General features: G+C 67.8%; 24 protein-coding genes. 13 read left to right on the forward strand and 11 right to left on the reverse strand.

Annotated features, from left to right (window positions below; all coding sequences use genetic code 11):
- The first annotated feature begins 110 nt into the window (after nt 1-110).
- The 3 genes from G6N25_RS13080 to purL all read left to right on the forward strand — a co-directional run bounded on the left by G6N25_RS13080 (nt 111) and on the right by purL (nt 5,692).
- Nucleotides 111-1,379 (forward strand): M18 family aminopeptidase, encoded by a 1,269-nt coding sequence (locus G6N25_RS13080; protein ID WP_083072380.1) that lies wholly within the window; start codon nt 111-113, stop codon nt 1,377-1,379.
- A gap of 148 nt (nt 1,380-1,527) precedes the next feature.
- Nucleotides 1,528-3,342, forward strand: a complete 1,815-nt coding sequence (locus G6N25_RS13085; RefSeq protein ID WP_083072261.1) for a molybdopterin-dependent oxidoreductase — start codon at nt 1,528-1,530, stop codon at nt 3,340-3,342.
- A gap of 85 nt (nt 3,343-3,427) precedes the next feature.
- Nucleotides 3,428-5,692 (forward strand): phosphoribosylformylglycinamidine synthase subunit PurL, encoded by a 2,265-nt coding sequence (purL, locus tag G6N25_RS13090; protein WP_142272465.1) that lies wholly within the window; start codon nt 3,428-3,430, stop codon nt 5,690-5,692.
- Between the two features lie 41 nt (nt 5,693-5,733).
- Here the strand turns inward: purL and G6N25_RS13095 are convergent, their stop codons facing one another.
- Nucleotides 5,734-6,948 carry an MCE family protein gene (locus G6N25_RS13095; RefSeq protein ID WP_083072259.1) on the reverse strand — a complete coding sequence of 405 codons (1,215 nt, stop codon included), beginning with the start codon at nt 6,946-6,948 and terminating at the stop codon, nt 5,734-5,736.
- 19 nt (nt 6,949-6,967) lie between these two features.
- Between G6N25_RS13095 and G6N25_RS13100 the strand changes: the two genes are divergently transcribed.
- From G6N25_RS13100 to purM, 3 genes are all read left to right on the forward strand, one after another.
- Nucleotides 6,968-7,357: a sterol carrier family protein gene (locus G6N25_RS13100; protein WP_083072258.1), complete on the forward strand. Its 390-nt coding sequence runs from the start codon at nt 6,968-6,970 to the stop codon at nt 7,355-7,357.
- A 137-nt stretch (nt 7,358-7,494) separates the two neighbouring features.
- Complete coding sequence (gene purF / locus G6N25_RS13105; RefSeq protein WP_083072257.1) at nt 7,495-9,030, forward strand: amidophosphoribosyltransferase; 1,536 nt, start codon at nt 7,495-7,497, stop codon at nt 9,028-9,030.
- 71 nt (nt 9,031-9,101) lie between these two features.
- Nucleotides 9,102-10,196: a phosphoribosylformylglycinamidine cyclo-ligase gene (gene purM / locus G6N25_RS13110; RefSeq protein ID WP_083072256.1), complete on the forward strand. Its 1,095-nt coding sequence runs from the start codon at nt 9,102-9,104 to the stop codon at nt 10,194-10,196.
- On the opposite strand, the gene G6N25_RS13115 is transcribed toward purM, so the two are convergent.
- Both G6N25_RS13115 and ygfZ read right to left on the reverse strand, forming a co-directional pair.
- Nucleotides 10,193-10,378, reverse strand: a complete 186-nt coding sequence (locus G6N25_RS13115) for a DUF3073 domain-containing protein (protein WP_083072255.1) — start codon at nt 10,376-10,378, stop codon at nt 10,193-10,195. The two genes, purM and G6N25_RS13115, sit on opposite strands and share 4 nt — an antisense overlap.
- Nucleotides 10,379-10,524: 146 nt before the next feature.
- Entirely contained in the window at nt 10,525-11,619 is a 1,095-nt protein-coding gene (gene ygfZ, locus G6N25_RS13120) for a CAF17-like 4Fe-4S cluster assembly/insertion protein YgfZ (protein ID WP_083072254.1), read from the reverse strand.
- Nucleotides 11,620-11,672: 53 nt separating this feature from the next.
- On the opposite strand from ygfZ, the gene G6N25_RS13125 reads away from it, so the two are divergent.
- Nucleotides 11,673-12,545 (forward strand): aminodeoxychorismate lyase, encoded by an 873-nt coding sequence (locus G6N25_RS13125; protein WP_142272464.1) that lies wholly within the window; start codon nt 11,673-11,675, stop codon nt 12,543-12,545.
- A 248-nt stretch (nt 12,546-12,793) separates the two neighbouring features.
- Here G6N25_RS13125 and G6N25_RS13130 read toward each other — a convergent pair whose 3' ends face one another.
- From G6N25_RS13130 to lmeA, 7 genes are all read right to left on the reverse strand, one after another.
- On the reverse strand, nt 12,794-13,402 hold the full coding sequence (locus tag G6N25_RS13130) for a nitrobindin family protein (protein ID WP_083072379.1): 609 nt from the start codon (nt 13,400-13,402) through the stop codon (nt 12,794-12,796).
- A 257-nt stretch (nt 13,403-13,659) separates the two neighbouring features.
- Nucleotides 13,660-13,962: a DUF1416 domain-containing protein gene (locus tag G6N25_RS13135; protein WP_083072252.1), complete on the reverse strand. Its 303-nt coding sequence runs from the start codon at nt 13,960-13,962 to the stop codon at nt 13,660-13,662.
- Nucleotide 13,963: 1 nt separating this feature from the next.
- Nucleotides 13,964-14,797: a sulfurtransferase gene (locus G6N25_RS13140; protein WP_083072251.1), complete on the reverse strand. Its 834-nt coding sequence runs from the start codon at nt 14,795-14,797 to the stop codon at nt 13,964-13,966.
- Between the two features lie 33 nt (nt 14,798-14,830).
- Entirely contained in the window at nt 14,831-15,295 is a 465-nt protein-coding gene (locus G6N25_RS13145) for a DUF4395 domain-containing protein (protein WP_083072250.1), read from the reverse strand.
- A gap of 95 nt (nt 15,296-15,390) precedes the next feature.
- Nucleotides 15,391-15,510, reverse strand: a complete 120-nt coding sequence (locus tag G6N25_RS24475; protein ID WP_408632428.1) for an Ms5788A family Cys-rich leader peptide — start codon at nt 15,508-15,510, stop codon at nt 15,391-15,393.
- A gap of 5 nt (nt 15,511-15,515) precedes the next feature.
- Entirely contained in the window at nt 15,516-15,932 is a 417-nt protein-coding gene (locus G6N25_RS13150) for a thioredoxin family protein (protein ID WP_083072249.1), read from the reverse strand.
- A complete protein-coding gene (gene lmeA, locus G6N25_RS13155; protein ID WP_083072248.1) occupies nt 15,932-16,744 on the reverse strand; it encodes a mannan chain length control protein LmeA in 813 nt (270 codons plus the stop codon). Before lmeA ends, G6N25_RS13150 begins: the two co-directional genes overlap by 1 nt.
- Nucleotides 16,745-16,916: 172 nt before the next feature.
- Between lmeA and G6N25_RS13160 the strand changes: the two genes are divergently transcribed.
- The 6 genes from G6N25_RS13160 to pstB all read left to right on the forward strand — a co-directional run bounded on the left by G6N25_RS13160 (nt 16,917) and on the right by pstB (nt 22,670).
- The gene (locus G6N25_RS13160; protein ID WP_142272455.1) at nt 16,917-17,696 is read left to right on the forward strand and encodes a winged helix-turn-helix transcriptional regulator; all 780 of its coding nucleotides are present in this window, start codon (nt 16,917-16,919) and stop codon (nt 17,694-17,696) included.
- Entirely contained in the window at nt 17,693-18,625 is a 933-nt protein-coding gene (mshD, locus tag G6N25_RS13165) for a mycothiol synthase (RefSeq protein ID WP_083072246.1), read from the forward strand. Before G6N25_RS13160 ends, mshD begins: the two co-directional genes overlap by 4 nt.
- A gap of 147 nt (nt 18,626-18,772) precedes the next feature.
- Nucleotides 18,773-19,891 carry a phosphate ABC transporter substrate-binding protein PstS gene (gene pstS, locus G6N25_RS13170; protein ID WP_083072245.1) on the forward strand — a complete coding sequence of 373 codons (1,119 nt, stop codon included), beginning with the start codon at nt 18,773-18,775 and terminating at the stop codon, nt 19,889-19,891.
- Nucleotides 19,892-19,935: 44 nt separating this feature from the next.
- Nucleotides 19,936-20,970 (forward strand): phosphate ABC transporter permease subunit PstC, encoded by a 1,035-nt coding sequence (gene pstC, locus G6N25_RS13175; RefSeq protein WP_372506953.1) that lies wholly within the window; start codon nt 19,936-19,938, stop codon nt 20,968-20,970.
- The gene (gene pstA / locus G6N25_RS13180) at nt 20,967-21,881 is read left to right on the forward strand and encodes a phosphate ABC transporter permease PstA (protein ID WP_083072244.1); all 915 of its coding nucleotides are present in this window, start codon (nt 20,967-20,969) and stop codon (nt 21,879-21,881) included. Before pstC ends, pstA begins: the two co-directional genes overlap by 4 nt.
- A gap of 12 nt (nt 21,882-21,893) precedes the next feature.
- Nucleotides 21,894-22,670, forward strand: coding sequence for a phosphate ABC transporter ATP-binding protein PstB (gene pstB, locus G6N25_RS13185; protein WP_083072243.1), 777 nt, complete (start codon nt 21,894-21,896; stop codon nt 22,668-22,670).
- Between the two features lie 35 nt (nt 22,671-22,705).
- Here the strand turns inward: pstB and phoU are convergent, their stop codons facing one another.
- Nucleotides 22,706-23,374 carry a phosphate signaling complex protein PhoU gene (gene phoU, locus G6N25_RS13190; protein ID WP_083072242.1) on the reverse strand — a complete coding sequence of 223 codons (669 nt, stop codon included), beginning with the start codon at nt 23,372-23,374 and terminating at the stop codon, nt 22,706-22,708.
- Between the last annotated feature and the right edge of the window lie 7 nt (nt 23,375-23,381).

The raw sequence follows: 23,381 nt of genomic DNA on the forward strand, positions 1-23,381 counted from the left end.
TCTGCCGACCCTAGCGTGGCGACGGCGAGCACCGGAAGCGGTGCGAGCAAGGAGCCGCGCAATTGACCCTAGCGTCAACTGCGCCGTCGCGAACAGCCATGATGTTGAACATGTCGGCAAGCGCCGCGGGCCTCTGCGATTTCATCGACGCGTCGCCGTCGCCGTTTCACGTCTGCGCCACGGTGGCCGCCCGGCTTGTCGAGGCGGGGTATGCCGAGCTCAGCGAAACCGATCGATGGCCGGACAGCCCCGGCCGCTACTTCACCGTGCGCGCCGGCTCGCTGGTCGCGTGGAATTCCGACGGGCCCGACGGGCCGTTTCGCATCGTCGGCGCGCACACCGACAGCCCCAACCTGAGGGTCAAGCAGCATCCGGACCGGCTGGTCGCCGGTTGGCGCGTGGTGGCGCTGGAGCCCTACGGCGGCGCGTGGCTCAACTCGTGGCTGGACCGAGACCTCGGCATCAGTGGGCGGCTGTCCGTCCGGGACGGCGCCGGCATCATCCACCGGCTCGTCCGGATCGACGACCCGATCCTGCGGGTGCCCCAGCTGGCCATCCACCTGGCCGAGGATCGCAAGTCGCTGACGCTGGACCCGCAGCGACACGTCAACGCGGTTTGGGGCGTTGCGGAACAGGCGGGTTCATTCGTGGACCACGTGGCGCAGCGCGCCGGCGTCGCGCCGACCGACGTGCTGGCCGCCGACCTGATGACGCACGATCTGACCCCGTCGAGGGTAGTCGGCGCCGACGCCAGCCTGCTGAGCGCGCCCAGGCTGGACAACCAGGCCAGTTGCTATGCGGGTCTGGAGGCATTGTTGGCCGTGGAACCGGCCTCGGCGCCGAGCGGCTTCCTGCCCGTATTGGTCCTCTTCGATCACGAGGAGGTCGGTTCGTCGTCCGACCACGGCGCGCAATCCGACCTGCTGGGTACCGTCCTGGAACGGATCGTGCTCGGGGCCGGCGGCGACCGGGAAGACTTCCTGCGCCGGCTGCCCGCGTCGCTCCTGGCCTCGGCGGACATGGCCCACGCCACCCACCCCAACTACCCGGAGCGTCACGAACCCGGCCACCCGATCGAGGTCAACGCCGGCCCGGTGCTCAAGGTGCACCCCAATCTGCGGTACGCCACCGATTCACGCACCGCCGCCGCGTTCGAGCTGGCCTGCCGCCAGGCCGGGGTCGGATTGCAGCGCTACGAGCACCGCGCCGACCTGCCGTGCGGTTCGACGATCGGGCCGTTGGCGTCGGCGCGGACGGGCATTCCCACCGTCGACGTCGGCGCCGCCCAGCTCGCGATGCACTCCGCACGCGAGTTGATGGGCGCACACGACGTGGCCGCCTATTCGGCCGCCATGCGCGCCTTTCTTTCCCCGCGGTAGCCGCACGCAATCTGGCTTTCGCCGTTGAACGACAGCTCGGCGGTTAATACTGTCGGCGGACCGGCGAATTGGCGTAACTTAAGTTCCTGCACGATCTTTTGTGTCGGCGCGAGGGCTCACGGAGTTGGCGACCGGGAGAAGGTGTCACATGGCTGACTATTCAGTGAACGATGGCGCCGACACGGTTGCGCGCGCCCGTCTTGAGTCGTTGCTCGATCAGCATGCCCGCCAGCGGGTGCTGGATCAACGCATAAATCTCGATGAATGGGCCGGGGGGTTGTCGCAGCAGGAAAAGGTGCAGGTGCCGGTAGTTCGGATCGGTCGACGCTGGTTTAGCTCGTTGTGGTTGCTGCCGCTCGGTGTGGTCGGAATGCTGGTGGCGGTCGCGCTGGCGCAGCAGTTGCGTCAATACGAATGGATGCAGAGCTTTATCGAGCGTTACCCCGGGACGTCGGCAAGTTTCGCGCCCGCGGTGCACTCGGGATTTCCGGTGTGGTTGCGCTGGCAACACCTGTTCAACATCGTCTTCATGATGTTTATCATCCGGGCGGGGATGCAGATTCTCGCCGACCATCCGCGGTTGTATCTGAACGCTGGGTGTCGGCCGGGAACCGAATGGCTGCGGTTGCGTGGTCCGGTCCCCACCGATCGCCAGGACAAAAGCGACGCAGCCCATATTTGGACGGCCAAGGACGATTCGGTGGCCATTCCGAGGTGGCTCGGGATACCCGGCTTTCGGCACTCGATCGGGCTTGCCCGTTGGTGGCATTTCAGTTTCGACCTTCTGTGGCTGGCCAATGGGCTGGTTTTTTACATTCTGCTTTTCGCCACGGGACAGTGGCGCCGGATCGTGCCCCGATCGGTCGATGTTTTCCCCAACATGCTGTCCACGGCGGTCCAATACGCCTCGCTGGACTTCCCGGCCAATCACGGCTTCACGAGCTACAACGGCTTGCAGATCATCGCCTACTTCACGACCGTGTTCGTCGCTGCGCCGCTGGCGTTTGTCACCGGCCTTTTGCAGGGGCCGGCGATCGCGGCGCGCCTCGGTTTCGGCCGGGGTCCATTTAATCGGCAGGTGGCGCGGACGGTGCACTTTGCGATCCTGGTGTGGATGATCTTTTTCATCGCGGTCCACACCGTGATGGTGTTCATCACCGGGTTTGTGGGCAACGTGAACCATATTGTGCTCGGCACCGATACCCAATCGTATTGGGCGGTGGTGGTTTACGTCGTGGCCATGGCCGTCATCGCGACGTTGTGGTTGCTCGCCTCTCCCATCACGGCTCGGTATCCCGCCGTTGTCCGCGGGTGCGGGCGCGCATTGGTGGGGTGGGCCAAGGAGCTGCTGGAATTGCCGCATCCCAACGCGAACTATTCCGAAAAGGACATTTCGCCCTATTTTTGGCCGAACGGCACCATCCCCGACTCGGACCGCTATCGTCAGCTTCAGGCCACCGGGTGGTCGCAGTATTCGCTGCGCATCGAAGGGCTTGTCGAGAACCCCGTCAGTCTGACCTACGACGAATTGCGGGGGCTACCCAAGCACGAACAAATCACCCAGCACTACTGCATTCAGGGCTGGTCCGGCGTGGCCAAATGGGGAGGCGTTCGCATGTCGGACATCCTCGACATCGTGCGCCCACTGCCGTCGGCTCGCTGGGTGGTGTTTTACTCCTTCGCCTACGGAGCCGATGGACCCGGCAAAGGCCGTTACTACGACTGCCACAAGATCGAGCAAATGTCCGCGCCGACAACGCTGTTGGCGTACGACATGAACGGCCAGCCGCTCACCGAAACCCACGGTGCGCCGCTGCGGCTGCGCAATGAACGCGAACTCGGCTTCAAACAGGTCAAATGGATCGAAGCGATCGAGTTCGTCGAGACCTTCGCCCACCTGGGGCTGGGGCATGGCGGCTACAACGAAGACCACGAATTCTACGGCTACCGCATGCCGATCTGACGATAATCCGGCGAGCCCGGGGCGGAGCGGCCCGGGACTCTAGACTATCTGCGTGACTGTCTCCGAGACGAGCGCGCACACCCACCTGATGGACACCGTCGAGCACGCCGCCACCACCCCCGACCACCCGCAACCCTTTCACGAGCTGGGCCTCAAAGACGACGAGTACCAGCGGATTCGCGAGATTCTGGGCCGCAGGCCAACCGACACCGAGCTGGCGATGTACTCGGTCATGTGGAGTGAGCACTGTTCCTACAAGTCCTCGAAGGTCCACCTGCGCTACTTCGGCGAGACGACGACCGACGAGATGCGCGCCGGCATGCTCGCCGGCATCGGCGAAAACGCCGGCGTCGTCGACATCGGCGACGGTTGGGCCGTCACCTTCAAGGTGGAGTCGCACAACCACCCGTCCTACGTCGAGCCCTACCAGGGTGCCGCCACCGGCGTCGGCGGGATCGTCCGCGACATCATGGCCATGGGTGCCAGGCCGGTCGCCGTGATGGACCAGCTCCGGTTCGGCGCCGCCGACGCGCCGGACACCCGCCGCGTGGTCGACGGCGTCGTCCGCGGCATCGGCGGCTACGGCAACTCGCTGGGCCTGCCCAACATCGGCGGCGAGACCGTCTTCGACGCGTGCTACGCCGGCAACCCGTTGGTGAACGCGATGTGCGTGGGCGTATTGCGCCAGGAGGACCTGCATTTGGCGTTCGCCTCGGGGGTGGGCAACAAGATCATCCTGTTCGGCGCGCGGACGGGGCTGGACGGCATCGGCGGCGTGTCGGTGCTGGCGTCGGACACGTTCGATGCCGAAAACTCCCGCAAGAAGCTGCCCTCGGTTCAAGTGGGCGACCCCTTCATGGAGAAGGTGCTCATCGAGTGCTGCCTCGAGCTGTACGTGGGCGGGCTGGTGATCGGCATCCAGGACCTCGGAGGCGCCGGATTGTCCTGTGCCACCTCGGAATTGGCGTCGGCCGGGGACGGTGGGATGGCGATCCAACTCGACACCGTCCCGCTGCGGACCACGCAGATGACCCCCGCGGAGGTGCTCTGCAGCGAGTCGCAGGAGCGCATGTGCGCGGTGGTCGCACCGGAAAACGTGGACGCCTTCCTGGCGGTGTGCCGCAAATGGGACGTGCTGGCCACCGTGATCGGCGAGGTCACCGACGGCGACCGGTTGCGGATCACCTGGCACGGCGAGACGGTCGTCGACGTGCCGCCGCGCACCGTCGCCCACGAGGGGCCGGTATACCAGCGTGCGGTCGCGCGCCCCGAATCGCAGGACGCCCTCAATGCGGACCGGTCAACGAGCCTGCCGCGGCCGGCCACCGGCGACGAGCTGCGCGCGACTTTGCTTGCGCTGCTGGGCAGTCCGCACCTGTGCAGCCGAGCGTTCATCACCGAGCAGTACGACCGCTACGTGCGCGGCAACACCGTGCTGGCCGAGCACGCCGACGGCGGCGTGCTGCGCGTCGACGAGTCCACCGGCCGCGGCATCGCGGTGTCGACCGACGCGTCGGGCCGCTATACGCTGCTTGATCCCTACGCCGGTGCGCAGCTGGCGCTGGCCGAGGCGTACCGCAACGTCGCCGTCACCGGTGCGACACCGGTCGCGGTGACCAACTGTCTCAACTTCGGCTCGCCCGAGGACCCCGGGGTGATGTGGCAGTTCTCGCAGGCGGTGCGGGGCCTGGCCGATGGCTGTGCGGCCCTGGGGATTCCGGTGACCGGCGGCAACGTGAGCTTCTACAACCAGACCGGGTCGGCGGCGATCCTGCCCACGCCGGTGGTCGGCGTGCTCGGCGTCTTGGAGGACGTCAGCCAACGTGTCCCCGTGTTTTTCGGCACCGAACCGGGCGAAACCCTGCTGCTGCTGGGCGATACGCGCGACGAGTTCGACGGTTCCGTCTGGGCCCAGGTGACCGCCGACCACCTGGGTGGGCTCCCGCCCGCCGTGGACCTGCCACGCGAGAAGCTGCTGGCCGAGGTGCTGACCTCGGCGTCGCGCGACGGGCTGGTGTCCGCCGCGCACGACCTGTCCGAGGGCGGCCTCGCGCAGGCCGTCGTCGAATCCGCGCTGGCGGGCGAAACCGGTTGCCGCATCGTGCTTCCCGAGGGCACAGACCCATTTGTGATGCTGTTTTCCGAGTCGGCGGGCCGGGTGCTGGTGGCGGTGCCACGCACCGAGGAGAGCCGGTTCCGTTCGATGTGCGAGGCGCGGGGGCTGCCCGCGGTCCGCATCGGCGTCGTCGATCAGGCCTCGGACGCGGTGGAGGTGCAGGGCTTGTTCACGGTGTCGCTGGCGGAGCTGCGCGAGACCTCCGAGGCGGTGCTGCCGCGATTCTTTGGATGAGCGCAACCACGAGCGCGCACCGGAGCGCCGGGCGCGTCTCGTTAGGGGTTGATGGTGTAGTCGCCCACTTGGCGGCCCCACACGTAGTCGACGGCGAACGGTGAGCCGATTTCGATGTGGTTGTAGGGGGCAAGGCTCGCGCCGACGTCCATCACCAGAAGCGGCGCCGGCCATAGTTGTCGAGTGATCGGCTGCCAACAACCCGGCCGTCCGCCCGGTCCCCCTCTGGCGTTGGTCCGCGGCAGGTTCTCCGGATAAATGTACGGGTTGGGCGCCCCGGCGATGGCGCCGCCCGAGTGCGCCCCCAGCGAGTAGCCGTTGTTGCTGAGGTCGGCGTAGACCTTGGGCGCGACGTCGTGGTAATTGCGGATGGTGCAAAAGATTTCGGGGCTGTACTTGTCCAGCAGCTGGCTGAAGGTGACCAGATCGGCGGCCCCGCGCGCCAGGTAGGGTCCGCCCCGCCCGAAGACGTCCGCGGCGGTGTTGCCCAGCCCGGCGGCCGCCAGCAGCGCCGCGTCGAGGTCGCCTTGCTGGCGGTCGAGCGTGCGCGCCGTGGTCACCGCGTGGTCGAGCGCCTCCCACAGGTCCGGTGCGGCGTCGGCGTAGACGTCACTCAGGGCTGCCAACCGCTGAATGTCGGTGCGGATTGCGGGCATCCGCGGGTTCAGGTCGTCGAGGATGGCGTTGCCGTCGATCAGCGAGCCGCCGAACTTTTGGCCCAACCCCGTCAGCGCCTGCGCGGCCGCGCTGAGCGTCAGGTTGACCTTGACCGGATCGACCTTCTCGGCGATCGAGGTCAGCGTCTCGAACAGCGTGTTGAACTCGGTCGTCACCGACGTCGCGTCGATGACGGTCGACGGCGTGATGGATTGGGCCGCAGGGTGTTTCGGCGAGGTCAACGCGACGTACTTGTTGCCGAACACCGTGGTCGCCTTGACGGCGGCGGCCACGTTGGCCGGAATCAGCTTGACGTATTTCGGAGTGACATCCAGCGTCACCTTCGCCGCCGGCTTGCCGTCACGGGTGATCTCGGAGATGCCGGCCACTCGCCCGATCTGGACGCCGTTGTAGGTGACCTTGGAACCGGGGTCCATCACCAGCCCCGCCCGCGGGGCCACCATCGTCAGCCTCGTGTTCGGCGCGAGATCGCCCCGGAATTGCAAGTACAGGACCAACCCGACCAGCCCCATGACCACGATGGTCACGAGCCCGACGGTCTTGTACGGTGGCCGCGCCCCCAGGCGACGAGGCTCCATGGTTCTGAGACCCTAAGGTATGGCCGCCCGTCAACGAGCCGATCCGGCACAGACTCGGCACGCCGTGTTGGCCGTCGAGGACTGGTTGCGTGACGAATCTCGCCCGGCGCCCGACCGGGACGCTGTGGCGACGGCGGTTCGGCTCACCGCACGCACGCTGGCCGCGCTGGCGCCGGGCGCCAGCGTCGAGCTCCGGGTCCCGCCGTTCGCCGCGGTGCAATGCATCCCCGGCCCCAGGCACACCCGCGGCACGCCACCGAATGTGGTGGAGACCGATCCCCGGACCTGGCTGCTGCTGGCCACCGGGCTGTTGGCGCTCGGGGAGGCGCAGGCCACCGGGGCGTTGACGCTGTCGGGTGCCCGGGCGGGTGAAATCGACCACTGGCTGCCCCTGTTCGACGTGGGCTGAAGATAACCCTGAACTGCACCTTTAGGGTTATCGGAGGGCTTTTCGGCGCTCAACACGCGCACCGGATTCGGCGCTCGGGCCATCGTGCCCGTAGACTCCGTTACGTCACCAATCGTTCGCCAGGGAGCCGCCGAACCGTGACCGTCGCTGGACCAGAAGCACCCGAGCACGACCTGAACTCCCCCCGTGAAGAGTGTGGCGTATTCGGGGTCTGGGCCCCGGGCGAGGAAGTCGCCAAACTCACCTACTACGGCCTGTACGCGCTGCAGCATCGCGGGCAGGAAGCCGCGGGTATCGCGGTCGCCGACGGATCCCAGGTGCTGGTCTTCAAAGACCTGGGCCTGGTCAGCCAGGTGTTCGACGAGCAGACGCTGGCCGCGATGCACGGCCACGTCGCCATCGGGCACTGCCGCTACTCCACCACGGGCGACACCACGTGGGAAAACGCCCAGCCGGTCTTCCGCAACACCGCGGCCGGCACCGGGGTTGCGTTGGGCCACAACGGGAATCTGGTCAACACCGCCGACCTTGCCGCGCGTGCCCGCGCCGCGGGGTTGATCGGCACCCGATGCCCGGCCCCCGCCACGACGGACTCCGACATCCTGGGCGCGTTGCTCGCCCACGGCGCGGCCGATTCCACCCTGGAGCGGGCGGCGCTGGAGCTGCTGCCGACCGTGCGCGGCGCGTTCTGCCTGACGTTCATGGACGAGAACACGCTGTATGCGTGCCGCGATCCGCATGGGGTGCGGCCGCTTTCGCTCGGGCGGCTCGATCGCGGCTGGGTGGTGGCCTCCGAAACGGCCGCGCTCGACATCGTCGGCGCCTCGTTCGTCCGCGACATCGAGCCGGGCGAACTGCTGGCGATCGACGCCGACGGTGTGCGTTCGACGCGTTTCGCCAACCCGGAGCCCAAGGGCTGCGTCTTTGAATACGTCTACCTGGCGCGGCCGGACAGCACGATCGCCGGCCGGTCCGTGCACGCCACCCGGGTGGATATCGGCCGCCGGCTGGCGCGCGAATGCCCGGTTGACGCCGACCTGGTGATCGGCGTGCCGGAATCGGGCACCCCCGCCGCCGTCGGATACGCGCAGGAGTCCGGCATTCCGTACGGGCAGGGCCTGATGAAGAACGCTTACGTCGGGCGCACCTTCATCCAGCCGTCGCAGACCATCCGCCAGCTCGGCATCCGGCTGAAGCTCAATCCGCTCAAAGAGGTGATCCGCGGCAAGCGGCTCATCGTCGTCGATGACTCGATCGTGCGGGGAAACACCCAGCGCGCGCTGCTGCGCATGCTGCGCGAAGCCGGCGCCGTCGAAGTGCACGTGCGCATCGCCTCGCCCCCGGTGAAATGGCCCTGTTTCTACGGCATCGACTTCCCGTCGCCGGCCGAGTTGATCGCCAACGCCGTCGAAGACAAGGAGGAGATGCTCGAGGCGGTACGGCACGCCATCGGGGCGGACACGCTGGGCTACATCTCGCTGCGGGGACTGGTCGCGGCCTCCGAGCAGCCCGCGTCACGGCTGTGCACCGCCTGCTTCGACGGCAAGTATCCGATCGAGCTGCCCGACGAGACCGCGCTGGGCAAGAACGTCATCGAGCACATGCTCGCCAACGCCGCGCGCGGGGCCGGGCTCGACGATCTGACGCCCGACGAAGTGCCGGTCGTCCGCTGACGAAATCCGCTCGCAGCACTTCAAAGACGTTTGATACCGGCGGTGAGCGCCGCCCGGTAGCCTTTACCGCGATGACGGATCCCGGAAAAAGCCCCGGACGAGAACCGGGCAGCCAGGGCATTACATACGCGTCCGCTGGGGTGGACATTGAAGCCGGTGAACGCGCCGTCGACTTGTTCAAGCCGCTGGCCACCAAGGCCACCAGGCCCGAGGTGCGCGGCGGGCTCGGCGGATTCGCCGGCCTGTTCGCTCTGCGCGGCGACTACCGGGAGCCGGTGCTGGCCGCCTCCACCGATGGCGTCGGCACCAAGCTGGCGGTCGCGCAGGCGATGGACAAGCACGACACCGTCGGCCTCGACCTGGTCGCGATGGTGGTCGACGACCTCGTCGTCTGCGGCGCCGAGCCGCTGTTCCTGCAGGACTACATCGCGGTCGGCCGGACCGTGCCGGAACGCCTGAGCGCGATCGTCAGCGGCATCGCCGAGGGATGTGTGCGGGCCGGCTGCGCGCTACTGGGCGGCGAAACCGCCGAACACCCCGGCCTGATGGAACCGGACCACTACGACATCTCGGCCACCGGCGTCGGCGTCGTCGAGGCCGACGACATCCTGGGGCCCGACCGCGTCAAGCCCGGCGACGTCATCATCGCGCTGGGCTCTTCGGGCCTGCATTCCAACGGATACTCGTTGGCCCGCACGGTCCTGCTCGAGATCGACCGGATGAATCTGGCGGGTTACGTGGAGGAGTTCGGCCGCACCCTGGGCGAAGAACTGTTGGAACCCACCCGGATTTACGCCAAAGACTGCCTGGCGCTGACCGCCGAAACCCATGTCCGCACCTTCTGCCACGTCACCGGCGGTGGGCTGGCCGGCAACCTGCAACGCGTGATCCCGCCCGGGCTGGTCGCCGAGGTCGACCGCGGCACCTGGACGCCCGCGCCGGTGTTCGCCATGATCGCCCAGCGTGGCCGGGTGGCGCGTGAGGAGATGGAAAAGACGTTCAACATGGGCGTCGGCATGATCGCCGTTGTCGCTCCGGAAGACACCGACCGCGCCTTGGCCATATTGACCGCGCGGCACCTGGACTGCTGGGTGTTGGGCACCGTCGGCAAAGGCGGAAAAGAAGGCCCGCGGGCCAAGCTGGTCGGGCAGCACCCGAGGTTTTAGCGGTGCCAGTCGTCCTGGTCGCTCCATGAATTGTCTGAGCCTTCGTCGTCCAGCTCGGTGGACCCTTCGGCGCCGGTTCCTGACAGCTCGCGCTGAAGCCGCTCGAAGTCGGTCTGCGGGGAACTGTATTTAAGTTCTCGTGCAACCTTGGTCTGCTTTGCCTTAGCCCGGCCGCGGCCCATGGGGGAACCCCCTCGCGCAATAACGGAGCGGCCTAACAAGTAGGCGGCCCCGATCTCTTGGTCTCGTTATTGTCCTGCCGACAGTTTACCGTGCCCCATGGTCGGGTGTTGGTGACCCCTGCCCGCTGTGGCGGACGTCGCGGCGATCATCTCGTTCCGCCGCGCAACCGCTCGACGGCCAGCCGTCCGGCTCCGATGTGTTCGGTGCCGGGTAGGGAATCGGCGTCGATTGCGGCGGCGACCGCGGCCTGCGGGCCGGTCGCCAGTTCGGCGTCGGCCGGCAGCCCACGCTTGAGCAGTGCCAGCGCCACCGGCCCAAGGTCCACATGCTCGACCACGGTTCCGAGGCGTCCGACGGCGCGGCCGCCGGCGAGCACCGCGTCCCCCGTCGAGGGCCGTTCCACCGAGCCATCGAGGTGCAGCAACACCAGCACCCGGGGCGGTCTACCCAAGTTGTGCACCCGCGCGACGGTCTCCTGCCCGCGGTAGCAACCTTTGTTCAGATGCACGGCTCCCTCGCCGGGACCACCGATCCACCCCACCTCGTGGGGGATCGTGCGCTCATCGGTGTCGACGCCGAGCCGCGGGCGCAGCGCTGCCACCCGGTGAGCTTCAAAGGCCCACACCCCGGCCGGCCGCACGCCGGCCTGCGCCAAGCGCCCCCGCCAGTCGGCCGACTCGCTGCGCGGCACCACCAGGTCCAGTTCGATCGGGTCGGCAAGCGTGCCGGGCATCCGCCGCGCAAAGCCACCGCCCGCGACTGGAACCGCGGTCAGCTCGGCGGGCAGGGCGTCCAGGCCGAGCGCGTCGAGCACCGCCCGGTCAGCCAGCCGCGGACCCAGCAGCGACAGCACCGCCATGTCCGCGCCGCCCGGGGTGACCTCCGACCAGAACACCATCTTGCGCAGGTACTCCAGCAGCGGGTCACCCCGCCAGGGTTCGGTGTCGAGGTAGGTCACGCCACCCAGCTCCGTCTGGATCCAGTGGTCCTCGACCCGGCCCTGGCCGTCGAGGCTCAGGTTCTGCGTGCTGGCGCCCTCGGGCAGTTCGCTCACGTGCTGGGTGGAGATGCTGTGCAGCCAGGCCTGCCGGTCTTTGCCGGTCAGGGTGAGCACCGCGCGGTGCGAGCGGTCGATCAACACCGCGTCGGTTTCGGCCGCTCGCTGCTCGCCCAGGGGATCGCCGTAATGCCAGACGGCGCCCGCGTCGGGGCCGGGATCTGGTGCGGGAACTGCGGTCACAGGTCAACTCTACGGGCCGGCGCCGGTTAGGCTTGTCGCCCATGGTGATGGGTGTGATCGTCACGCTGGACGGGCAGACACATCCGCCGGGTGCCCCGCTGCTGCACGCCGACGACCTGGCCGCGGTTCGCGGCGACGGCATCTTCGAGACGCTGCTGGTGCGCGACGGCCGGGCGTGCCTGGTCGAGTCGCACCTGCAGCGGTTGACCCAGTCGGCCAAATCGATGGACCTGCCCGAGCCGGAGCTCGCGAGCTGGCGGCATGCCATCGGGGAGGCGACACGGCGGTGGGTCGCGGGCTCCGCCGACGAAGGCGCGATGCGCTTGATCTACAGCCGCGGCCGCGAGGGCGGTTCGGCGCCGACGGCCTACGTGATGGTCAACGCCGTCCCGGAGAGGGTGACCGCGGTTCGCCGCGAGGGGGTCGCGGCGATCACGCTGAACCGCGGATTGCCCGCCACCGGCATCGACGCCATGCCGTGGCTGCTGGCCGGCGCCAAGACGTTGTCGTATGCGGTCAACATGGCCGTCCTGCGTCATGCCACCCGACGGGGCGCCGGCGATGTCATCTTCGTCAGCTCCGACGGCTACATCCTGGAAGGCCCGCGCTCGACGGTGGTGATCGCGACCGAATCCGAAGCGGGCGCAGCGGGGAATCCGTGCCTGCTGACACCGCCACCGTGGTATCCGATCCTGCGCGGCACCACGCAGCAGGCCCTCTTCGAGGTGGCCAGGGCCAAGGGCTACGACTGCGACTATCGCGCGCTGCGCGTCCCTGATCTGCTTGCAGCCCAAGGGATTTGGTTAGTCTCCAGCATGACCCTGGCCGCTCGCGTGCACACGCTCGACGGCCGGCGACTGCCCCCGTCCCCGATGGCCGCCGAATTCGCCGAACTCGTCGACGCCGCGATCGTCAGCGATCGCTAAGCGCTGAATTCTGTTGTCGGCTAGCGGAATGGCCGGTACGGTCGGCCGTACACAGGGAAGGAGGTGGTCCGCGAAATTGATAGCTTCATGGACATGTGAGGTGGCTACGAGTTAGCTGCATTGGCTCGGAAAAGTCGGCGCAATGCACGCTGGCGAATTCCCCGTAGCCACCCGGCCCCCGAGTTCCGGTCTGTCCAACCGAGAGCCTTGCTCGGGGGCCGCTCCATGTCATGACACCGCGCGGATAGCTATCCGGCGAAGCGCGACAGTCGCGCCGAAAGGTGCGGCACCAGGCCGCCGTCGGCGTCCACCCGTTCCTCGACGTAGGCCAGGTCACCGCCTTCGACGATGCCGTAGAGCCGCTTGGCGCCGCCGACCAGCAGGCCCGACCGGCTGCGGGCCAGCGCATCGGTCGCCAACTCCCACGACGACTGGGTGCGCGGCCGGCCGTAGAACAATTCGATGTAGCCGGCCGAATGAGCCAGCAACAACTCGATGGCCTGGGATTCGCTCGGGTCGTAGGGGTCGCGCACAAAGCGCCAAAAGCCCGTCTCGCGCAGGCCAGGTTCCTGGTAGTCGCCCTTGTCGTCGAGCCGCCAGGACCGGGCTTCCCAATTGAGGTAGTCGCCGCCGTCATGCGAGACGACGATCTGTTGACCGAACCGGTAGTCCCCGTCGTTTCCGCGGCCCTCGCCCTCGCCGCGCCACACGCCGACCAGCGGCAGCAACGCCAGCAGCGCGTCGTTGAGGTTGGCGCCTTCGCGCAGGTTCGCCGTGTCGGCGGGAACCGGCAGATCGTCGAAGGCGGGGATGTTGCGGGACGCGGTGACCTTGGCGCGCTCGGCAGCGGCGGCCACGGCGCGGTCACCGGAACCCGCCGGCCCGTCGGGGCCCTCGCCGGAGGTCGTGCGCCGCTCCTCAGCATCGCTGCGCTCTGCATCGTCGCCGGCACGGGTCACGATTCGTCAGTGATGAGCCGGTAGAGCGTGTACAGCGCGAACCACGAAATGACCACGACTGACACGACCAGCATGATCTCGAAGAAGAGCACCACGGCGACGAGTCTATTCTTCCCTGGGCTCCCCGGGGGACAACCCGGTCGGCGGCCGGTCCGTCAGGCGATCTTGACGTCCACCTCGTGGATGCCCGCGCCGGACGGCGTCACCACGGCGTCGCCGTTGCCGACCGGGGACAGCGCGCGCAGCGTCCAGGATCCCGGCGCGGCGAAGAAGCGGAAGTCACCGGTGGCCGACGCGACCACCTCGGCGGTGAACTCGTCCGACGAGTCCAGCAAGCGGACGAACGCCCCACCCACTGTTTGGCCGTCGCGGTCCACGACGCGGCCGGTGATCACCGTTTCCTTCTCCAGATCGACGCCGGCGGGCAACGTCTGTCCTTGCTTCGGTCCAGAGCACATATCAGCTTCCCAACTCGATCGGGGCACCCACCAGGGAGCCGTATTCCGTCCAACTGCCGTCGTAGTTCTTGACGTTCTTATGCCCGAGCAATTCCTGCAGGACGAACCAGGTGTGCGACGAACGCTCCCCGATCCGGCAGTACGCGATGGTTTCTTTCGTGCCGTCCAGTCCGGCGTTGGCGTACAGCTTGGCCAACTCCTCGTCGGACTTGAAGGTGCCGTCCTCGTTGGCGGCCTTGCTCCACGGAACGTTGAGCGCGCCGGGGATGTGACCCGGCCGCTGGCTCTGCTCCTGCGGCAGGTGCGCCGGCGCGAGGATCTTGCCCGAAAATTCGTCGGGCGAACGCACGTCGACCAGGTTCTTGACGTTGATGGCCGCGATGACCTCGTCACGGAAGGCCCGGATGGTGTTGTCCGGCGGGGCCGCGGTGTAGGAGGTGGCCGGTCTGCTGACGGTGTCGGTGGACAGCGGGCGCCCATCGAGCTCCCACTTCTTGCGGCCGCCGTCGAGCAGCTTGACGCCGACGTGGCCGTACAGCTTGAAGTACCAGTAGGCGTAGGCGGCGAACCAGTTGTTGTTGCCGCCGTAGAGGATCACGGTGTCGTCGTTGGAAATGCCGCGGTCGGACAGCAGCTTGGAGAACTGCTGCGCGTCGACGAAGTCACGTTTGACCGGGTCCTGCAAGTCGGTGCGCCAGTCCAGCCTGATCGCGCCGGCGATGTGGCCGGTGTCGTAGGCGCTGGTGTCCTCGTCGACCTCGACGAAGACGACGTTCGGGGCGTTGAGATTGCTCTCGGCCCAGTCCGCGGAGACCAGGACGTCGGAGCGTGCCATGGGGATTCCTTTCGATTGCTTCTGACGAATGGTTTAAGCGGGAGTGGGCCGGAAGCGTGCGACCAGCGGGTAGAGCTGGCAGCCCAGGCAGATGCCGAAGGCCGCGTTCAGGAAGGCGGCCACCAGCGCGGCCGCGGTGGCGACGACGCCCACCAAGAAAGCGCCGGCGGCGAACGCGACGATGCCGACGACCGCGAAGGTCAGCCCGACGAGTTGGGCGAACTTCAGCGGCGCCACCGGTTCGCGCTCCGTGACGGGTCCCAGCCGGGGCGCAAGGACGCCGGCGAACACGCGCCCGTAGGGGTGCCGGCGCGGGCCGCCGACGGCGCCGATCGCAAAGACGACGGCCTGCGCGCCGAGAATGACAGCGGCCGCCAGCGGACTGGCGGCCGAAGCGATGAGCGCGAGCACCAGGGCTGCGGAGGTGACCCAGGCGGCGAACCTGGGTCCGCGGACGTCGACGCGGTCCGGCTGCACGACGGTGTTGCTGCTCGACACGGTGCTACTCCTAAAAAATCTTGTGGCGCGAAAAGGGGGAGGCACGCCGCGGTGGGGGCTCCGGGGCTGCTCCGAGCGCGCGCGGGCGCGGCTATTCAGCAGCTACAGCGACAGCAACAGCAACAACCCGCGATGCGGCACAGATCAACTGCGCGACGCTTGGTGAGCATGGGCTCGAGGCGGGTTGACACGTCGATCAGCTTACCCAATGACACGGCGCTCAAGCCAACAGCGGTTGCAGCGCCGACCGCAGATCGGCGGCCTTGGGCACGCCGGACGCCCGGTACCGCTGTCGCCCGTCGGCATCGAAGATCAACGTGGTGGGCAGCGACAGCACCGAAAACCGCCGGGCTGTCCCCGGATTGGCATCGAGGTCGATCTCGACGTGGGCCACGTCGCCCAGGTCCTCGCAGACCTGACCGACCACTCGACGGACGCGATCGCAGGGGCCGCACCACGGGGCGCTGAAATGCACGACGGTCGGCCCGCTGCGGGACAGGCCCAGGTCCGCGGTGTCGGGGCCGGCGCCCCGGTCGGGATGAATCTCCCGGATGCTTCCCGAGCGGCGCGTCAACAACCATCCCGCGAGGGTTGCCACGACGACCGCCGCTACGGTCGCGGCGATAACGGTGGTCATCATGACTGCTTAAACCCCTCGAGCGTGATCGTTACTCCCCGGGCGATGCCTTCGATGATGACGTCGGAGCCGCGCGCACCCACGGTTTGGGGCGCCACGCCGAACGGAAGCCGCTGATCGGGCAGCCTGGCGCTGAACGCATGAAGCACCGCGTCCCGCTTGTCGTCCGGAACGGTTTGATTGGCGGTGTCGGGTCCGGTGAGGACGCCGGTGGGGGTGAACACCAGCGTCGCCTGGTCGTCGTCGGCGATGGAAAGGTCCACCGAAACGCTGACCCGGTGGTCGAAGTTGGCCGACTTCGGCGTGCCGCTGAACACCAGCCCGTGGCTGCCGGAGATCCCGGATTCGGTGGTGCCGCCGGTGGCGTCGTTGGTTTCCTGCGGTGGCGCCTCGACCATGAGGTCGCCGATTCCCATGTACCGGCCCAGGTGCATCGAGTCGATGATGATGCGGCTCTCCAGCTTGCCCACCGGCAGCTTCGCGTCGGGCCTGATCAGCCACGACGCGTAGGTCAGGTCGATCGAATGCATGGTGGCCTCGAGGGTGGCCTTGCCGACCATCGCGTGATCGACGGCGTTGGCCTTGATCTCCAGCTCGTTGTAGTGCTCGCGCAACGCCTGCGGGATGAAGGGGAACGCCAGGATGGCGACGAACGGGTCGGAGCCCAGCTGGGCCGCTTTGCGCACGTTGGACGACAGCCGGTATTCGGCGTAGATGCTGGTTCCGTAGTCGACGCCGACGGCGCCGATGACGACCACGGCCACGGCGATCACCGCTGCCGTCACACCGATCAACACCTTGCGCATCCGCATATTGTGGCGCAGCTCCCGGCGTTCGCATTGCCCCGGACCACCCGGTGGCAGGGTTCACACCGCCTTTACACCGGGCCAAAGCCCAGGTGGCACGTTATCGTTAGATGGCCTGGCAACTAACGCCTGATGGCGTGACGAATTGGGAGATGCCTTTCCCACGAGCTGGAGGGGCTTGTTGGAGCTATTACTGCTGACCTCGGAGCTGCACCCCGACCCGGTCCTGCCGTCGTTGTCGCTGCTTCCCCACACCGTCCGGACGGCGCCGCCAGAACCATCCTCGTTGCTTGAGGCCGGGACCGCGGACGCCGTGCTCGTCGACGCGCGCACCGACCTGTCGTCCGCGCGCGGTCTGTGCCGGCTGTTGAGCACCGCGGGCCGCTCGGTCCCCGTCCTGGCCGTGGTGAGCGAAGGCGGCCTGGTGGCGGTCAGCGCCGACTGGGGGCTCGACGAGATCCTGCTGCCCAGCACCGGACCAGCCGAGATCGACGCCAGGCTACGGCTGGTCATCGGCCGCCGTGGCGGCCTGGCCGACCAGGAGAGCGCGGGCAAGGTGAGCCTCGGCGAACTGGTGATCGACGAGGGCACCTACACCGCGAGGCTGCGGGGCCGCCCGCTCGACCTCACCTACAAGGAGTTCGAGCTGCTGAAGTACCTGGCGCAGCACGCCGGCCGGGTGTTCACCCGCGCGCAGCTGCTGCACGAGGTGTGGGGATACGACTTCTTCGGCGGCACCCGCACCGTCGATGTGCATGTGCGTCGACTGCGCGCCAAACTCGGCCCCGAGTACGAGGCATTGATCGGCACGGTGCGCAACGTGGGTTACAAGGCCGTTCGGCCGGCGCGGGGGCGGGCGCCGATCGCCGACCCCACCGAAGCCGAAGCCGCCGACGGCGCCGAATCCGGCGCCGAGGATCTGCAAGACCCGCTGGGCGACCCGCTGCGCAGTCAGTGACCACGCCCGACTGGCGCCTCACGCTGACCGCCGACGAGCAGCGGCAAGTGCGCGAACTCGTCACGGCGGCAACGGAATTCGACGGGATAGCCCCCGTGGGTGAACAGGTGCTGCGCGAGCTTGGGCAGGACCGCACCGAGCATCTGCTGGTTGCCGGCGCCGCGGAAGACGCCGCCGGCACGGTCGTCGGTTACCTCAATCTGAGCCCACCGCGCGACGGGGGCGCCGGGATGGCGGAGCTGGTGGTGCATCCGCGGGCCCGCCGGCGCGGTGTGGGCGCGGCGATGGGACGCGCCGCGCTGGCCAGGTCGGCCGGGCGCAACCAGTTCTGGGCGCACGGCACGCTGGCGCCGGCCCGGGCGACCGCCTCCGCGCTCGGCCTGGTCGCGGTGCGAGAACTCGTCCAGATGCGGCGCACCCTGCGTGACACCCCCGATCCGGGGCCGCCGGTGGCCGGGGTGCGGATCCGCGCCTACGAGGGCACGTCCGACGACGCGGAGCTGCTGCGCGTCAACAACGCCGCGTTCGCACACCACCCCGAACAGGGCGGCTGGACCGAAGTCGAGCTGGCGGAGCGGCGCGGCGAACCGTGGTTCGACCCCGCCGGCCTGTTCCTGGCGTTCGGCGCCCCCGATAGCGATCAAGTGGGCCGGCTACTGGGCTTCCATTGGACGAAGGTGCACCTCGACCAACCGGGCCTGGGCGAGGTCTACGTCGTCGGCGTTGACCCGTCGGCCCAGGGCCGCGGCCTCGGTCAGGCGTTGACGGCCACCGGAATTCAGTGGCTGGCACGCCGGCTGGCGGGTTCCCCCGACCCCGCCGTGATGCTTTATGTGGAGTCGGACAACGTCGCGGCGGTGCGGACCTACCGGCGCTTGGGCTTCACCACCCACAGCGTCGACACCGCCTACGCGTCGATCACCAGCTGACCGAAGCCGATTATTCATCCCGCATTCACCTCTACGGGCTTCTGTGTGCCGGATCGGCGCATACTTTCGCGGTGTCTTGGCAACCTCTCTTTGGAAGATGGCCGGCGGCGCCCGGATGCGTCCGAAGTGAGTCAGAAAGCGAGATCGGTGAGGCTCGACGGAAAGGGCAGGGCGCTGACGGCGGTGGCGTTGGCGGCGGCGGTTTGCGGTGGGACGGCCTGCGGCAGCGACGACAACCGTCGCGGCGCCGTGGCGACGTCCATCCCGGGGTCCGCCGGCACCGCGGGATGCGGCGGCAAAAACAGGCTGACGGCGGAGGGCTCGACCGCTCAACAGAACGCGATCGCGCTGTTCAACCAGGTGTGGGGCCAGTACTGCCCGGGCAAGGGCGTCGCGTACAACCCGACCGGTTCAGGCGCCGGCCGCGAGCAGTTCGTCGCCGGCCATGTCGACTTCGCGGGAGCGGACTCGCCGCTGGTTGCGGATCAGATCGGCCCCGCCGCCAAGCGCTGCGACGGGAACCCGGCGTGGGACCTGCCGCTGGTGTTCGGGCCGGTCGCGTTGGTGTACAACCTGCCGGGCGTTCCGAGGTTGGTCGTCAGCAGTGACGCCCTGGCCAAGGTCTTCAGCGGCAGGATCACGGCCTGGAATGACCCGGTACTCGCGGCGCTGAATCCCGGTGTGGCCCTGCCCGATACCAAAGTCGTGCCGATCTACCGGGCGGATTCGTCGGGCACGACCGACAACGTCCAGAAATATCTGACGGCCGCCGCGCCGCAGAGCTGGACCCGCGGGGTCGGCACCGAATTTCAGGGCGGCGTCGGCGAAGGGGCGACAAAGTCGGCCGGTGTGGTCCAGGCCGTGCGGACCACACCGGGCGCCATCGGGTACGTCGAGAAAGGCTTTGCCGATCAGGCGGGTGTGCCTTACGCGCTGATCGACACCGGAAACGGCGTGGTTCAGCTCACGAACGACACGGCCGGCAACGCCATCCAAGCGGCCAGGTTCGTGGCCGATGGCAACGACCTGGTGCTGGACCTGAACTCGATGTATGCCTCGCAGCGGCCGGGCACATACCCGTTGGTGCTGGCCACCTACGAGATTGTGTGCTCGAAGGGCTACGACCCGGACACGTCCACCGCGATCAAGTCGTTCCTTACCGTGGCCGCCAACAACGGGCAGGCCGGGCTTGCGTCCGCCGGTTATGTTCCGCTGCCCGATAAGGTCAAGGAGCGATTGGTTACCGCGATCAACGCCCTGCAGTGACCAATGGGCGCAAGGAGCGAAAGCAGAACTGTGACGGGATCACAGTGACACAGCCAAACCCGTCCGCCGCGGGTTCGGGTGCGGTGGTTGCTGCGCCCCTGCCCGAGTCGCCGGTGGTACCGATCAGCCCCTGGGGGCGCGCCCAGCCGCGGCTGGGGGACAGGGTGTTTCGCCGGCTGGCGCAGGCTTCGGGTGTCCTCGTCGTCGTTCTGATCGCCGCGGTCGGCGGATTCTTGTTGCTGCGCGCACTGCCGGCCCTGAAGCGCAACCGGGAGAACTTCTTCAGCTACGGCGGCAATTGGGTCACCACCGACACCTCGGCGATGCACTTCGGGATCTTCGACCTGCTGCAGGTGACGGCGTTCGTGTCGTTGTTCGCGTTGATCCTGGCCATGCCGGTCGCCTTGGGCGTTGCCCTCTTCATCACGCAGTACGCCCCGCGGCGGGTCGCCGGATCGCTGGCCTATGCGGTCGATCTCCTGGCCGCGGTCCCCTCGATCATCTATGGCGCGTGGGGCCTGTACGTAGTGGCGCCGCAACTGAGACCCGTCGCCACCTGGCTGAATCAGACCCTGGGGTGGTGCTTCCTGTTCGCCACCGGCAATGCGTCGGTGGCCGGTGGCGGCACCATCTTCACCGGCGGGATCGTTCTGGCGGTGATGATCCTGCCGATCATCACCGCGGTGACTCGCGAAGTGTTCGTGCAGACACCGCACGACCAGATCGAGGCCGCGCTGGCGCTCGGCGCCACGCGTTGGGAAGTCGTCAAGACAACCGTGCTGCCGTTCGGGCGATCCGGCTACCTCAGCGGCGCGATGCTGGGCCTGGGCCGTGCCATGGGCGAGACGGTCGCGCTGCTGATCATTTTGCGGGGCACCCAGGCCGCGTTCGGCTGGTCGTTGTTCGACGGCGGTTCCACCTTCGCGACCAAAATCGCGGCCACCGCGGCGGAATTCGAGGATCAATTCAAGGCCGGCGCGTACCTCGCCGCGGGATTGGTGCTTTTCCTGCTGACCTTTCTGGTCGACGCGCTGGCGCGTGGCGTTGTCGTTGGAGCCGGGAGCGGGAGCAGCCGATGACCTCGATGCTGGACCGTCCGCTCAAGGCGCGGGCGTTCTCGGGGGTGGGCCGGCGTCGTCGGGTCGCGAACAACGCGGCGACCGCGTTGGTGATGGCGTCGATGGTGATCGCCGTGGCGCCCTTGCTGTGGGTGCTGTGCTCGGTAGTTGCCAAGGGATTCAAGGCGATTGCTTCAACCACGTGGTGGACGCACTCGCAAGCCGGTATGATGGCCTTCGTGGCGGGCGGCGGCGCTTACCACGCGATCGTCGGCACGTTGCTGCAGGGACTGGTGTGCGCCGCTCTCTCGGTCCCCTTCGGCATCATGGTGGCGATCTATCTGGTCGAATACGGCGGCGGCACCCCGCTGGGCAGGTTGGCCACGTTCATGGTGGACATCCTGTCCGGTGTGCCCTCGATCGTGGCGGCGTTGTTCGTCTACGCGGCGTGGGTGGCGACGCTGGGGTTTCCCCGTTCCGAGTTCGCGGTGTCGTTGGCGCTGGTCTTGTTGATGCTGCCGGTGATCGTGCGGGCCACCGAGGAGATGCTGCGGATTGTCCCGGTGGACCTGCGTGAGGCCAGCTACGCGCTGGGGATCCCGAAGTGGAAGACCATCGCCAGGGTCGTGATTCCCACCGGGCTGTCCGGCATCGTCACCGGGATCATGCTGGCGGTGGCCAGAGTGATGGGTGAGACGGCCCCGCTGCTGATCCTCGTCGGTTATTCGCAGTCGATGAACTTCGACATCTTCCGCGGGTTCATGGGGTCGCTGCCCGGCATGATGTACAACCAGACGTCGGCCGGCGCGGGCGTCAACCCCGTGCCCACGGAGCGGTTGTGGGGCGCGGCGCTAACCCTCATTCTGGTGATCGCGGTCATCAACATCGGGGCCAGGGTGATCGCGAGGATCTATGCCCCCAGGAAGTCGTAGGCAGGAGCGTCAGTGGCCAAGCGGTTGGACCTCAAAGCCGTCAACATCTATTACGGGTCGTTCAAGGCGGTCGCCGATGTGACGCTGTCGGTGCTGCCCCGCAGCGTGACAGCGTTCATTGGGCCGTCGGGCTGCGGCAAGACGACCGTGCTGCGCACGCTGAACCGGATGCATGAGGTGATCCCCGGCGCCCGGGTCGAGGGCAGCGTGCTGCTCGACGACCAGGACATCTACGGTCCCGGCATCGACCCGGTCGGTGTGCGCCGGGCGATCGGGATGGTGTTCCAGCGGCCAAACCCGTTCCCCGCCATGTCGATTCGCGACAACGTGGTCGCCGGCCTGAAGCTGCAGGGTGTGCGCAATCGGAAGCTGCTCAACGAGACGGCCGAGTACTCGCTGCGCGGCGCGAACCTGTGGGACGAGGTCAAGGATCGGTTGGACAAGCCCGGCGGCGGATTGTCCGGCGGCCAGCAGCAGCGCTTGTGCATCGCGCGGGCCATCGCCGTGCAACCCGACGTGTTGCTGATGGACGAGCCGTGCTCGGCGCTGGACCCGATCTCGACGATGGCCATCGAGGAGCTGATCAGCGAGTTGAAGCAGGACTACACCATCGTCATCGTCACCCACAACATGCAACAGGCCGCCCGGGTGAGCGATCTGACGGCGTTCTTCAACCTGGAAGCCGTCGGGAGGCCCGGCCGGCTGGTGGAGATCGACGACACCGAAAAGATCTTCTCCAATCCGACCCAGAAGGCGACCGAGGACTACATCTCCGGCCGGTTCGGCTGACCCGACCGCGAGTCGGGCCCATCGGTTCCAGCCCGCTAGCCGGAGACGGGTTTCGTGTCGTCTTCCGGAAGGCTGCCGGTCGCCTGGAAGATGACGCGCCGCGCCACCTCCACGGCGTGGTCGGCGAAGCGCTCGTAGAAGCGGCCGAGCAACGTCACGTCGACGGCCGCCGCCACGCCGTGTTTCCATTCCCGGTCCATGAGCACCGAGAACAGATGCCGGTGCAGGTCGTCCATGGCGTCGTCTTCTTCGCGGATCCGGGCCGCCTTCTCCGGGTCGCGCGATAACACCACCTCTTGCGCGCTGTTGCCCAATTCGACTGCGACCCTGCCCATCTCGGCAAAATACCCGTTGACCTCCTCGGGCAGCGCGTGCAGGGGGTGCCGTCGGCGGGCGATCTTGGCCACGTGCAGGGCGAGCGCGCCCATCCGGTCGATGTCGGCCACCATCTGGATGGCGCTCACGATCGACCTGAGATCGCCGGCGACCGGTGCCTGTAGGGCCAGCAGCACGAAGGCGCTCTCCTCGGCCTGGGCGCTCAGCGTCGCGATCTTTTCGTGGTCGGAGATCACCTGTTCGGCCAGCACCAGATCGGCCTGCAGCAGGGCCTGGGTTGCCCGCTCCATGGCGATCCCCGCCAGTCCGCACATCTCGCCGAGCCGCTCGGATAACTCCGAGAGTTGCTCATGGTAGGCGGTCCGCATGCTGCCA

Origin of the sequence: Mycobacterium heidelbergense, from assembly GCF_010730745.1 — a bacterium.
Classification (GTDB): domain Bacteria; phylum Actinomycetota; class Actinomycetes; order Mycobacteriales; family Mycobacteriaceae; genus Mycobacterium; species Mycobacterium heidelbergense.

Bases quoted from the DNA above. Each gene is read 5' to 3' on its own strand.
- G6N25_RS13080 (WP_083072380.1), top strand. From the start codon at position 111: ATGTCGGCAAGCGCCGCGGGCCTCTGCGATTTCATCGACGCGTCGCCG.
- G6N25_RS13085 (WP_083072261.1), top strand. From the start codon at position 1,528: ATGGCTGACTATTCAGTGAACGATGGCGCCGACACGGTTGCGCGCGCC.
- G6N25_RS13095 (WP_083072259.1), bottom strand. From the start codon at position 6,948: ATGGAGCCTCGTCGCCTGGGGGCGCGGCCACCGTACAAGACCGTCGGG.
- G6N25_RS13100 (WP_083072258.1), top strand. From the start codon at position 6,968: ATGGCCGCCCGTCAACGAGCCGATCCGGCACAGACTCGGCACGCCGTG.
- purM (WP_083072256.1), top strand. From the start codon at position 9,102: ATGACGGATCCCGGAAAAAGCCCCGGACGAGAACCGGGCAGCCAGGGC.
- G6N25_RS13115 (WP_083072255.1), bottom strand. From the start codon at position 10,378: ATGGGCCGCGGCCGGGCTAAGGCAAAGCAGACCAAGGTTGCACGAGAA.
- G6N25_RS13135 (WP_083072252.1), bottom strand. From the start codon at position 13,962: ATGTGCTCTGGACCGAAGCAAGGACAGACGTTGCCCGCCGGCGTCGAT.
- G6N25_RS13140 (WP_083072251.1), bottom strand. From the start codon at position 14,797: ATGGCACGCTCCGACGTCCTGGTCTCCGCGGACTGGGCCGAGAGCAAT.
- G6N25_RS13150 (WP_083072249.1), bottom strand. From the start codon at position 15,932: ATGACCACCGTTATCGCCGCGACCGTAGCGGCGGTCGTCGTGGCAACC.
- lmeA (WP_083072248.1), bottom strand. From the start codon at position 16,744: ATGCGGATGCGCAAGGTGTTGATCGGTGTGACGGCAGCGGTGATCGCC.
- pstA (WP_083072244.1), top strand. From the start codon at position 20,967: ATGACCTCGATGCTGGACCGTCCGCTCAAGGCGCGGGCGTTCTCGGGG.
- phoU (WP_083072242.1), bottom strand. From the start codon at position 23,374: ATGCGGACCGCCTACCATGAGCAACTCTCGGAGTTATCCGAGCGGCTC.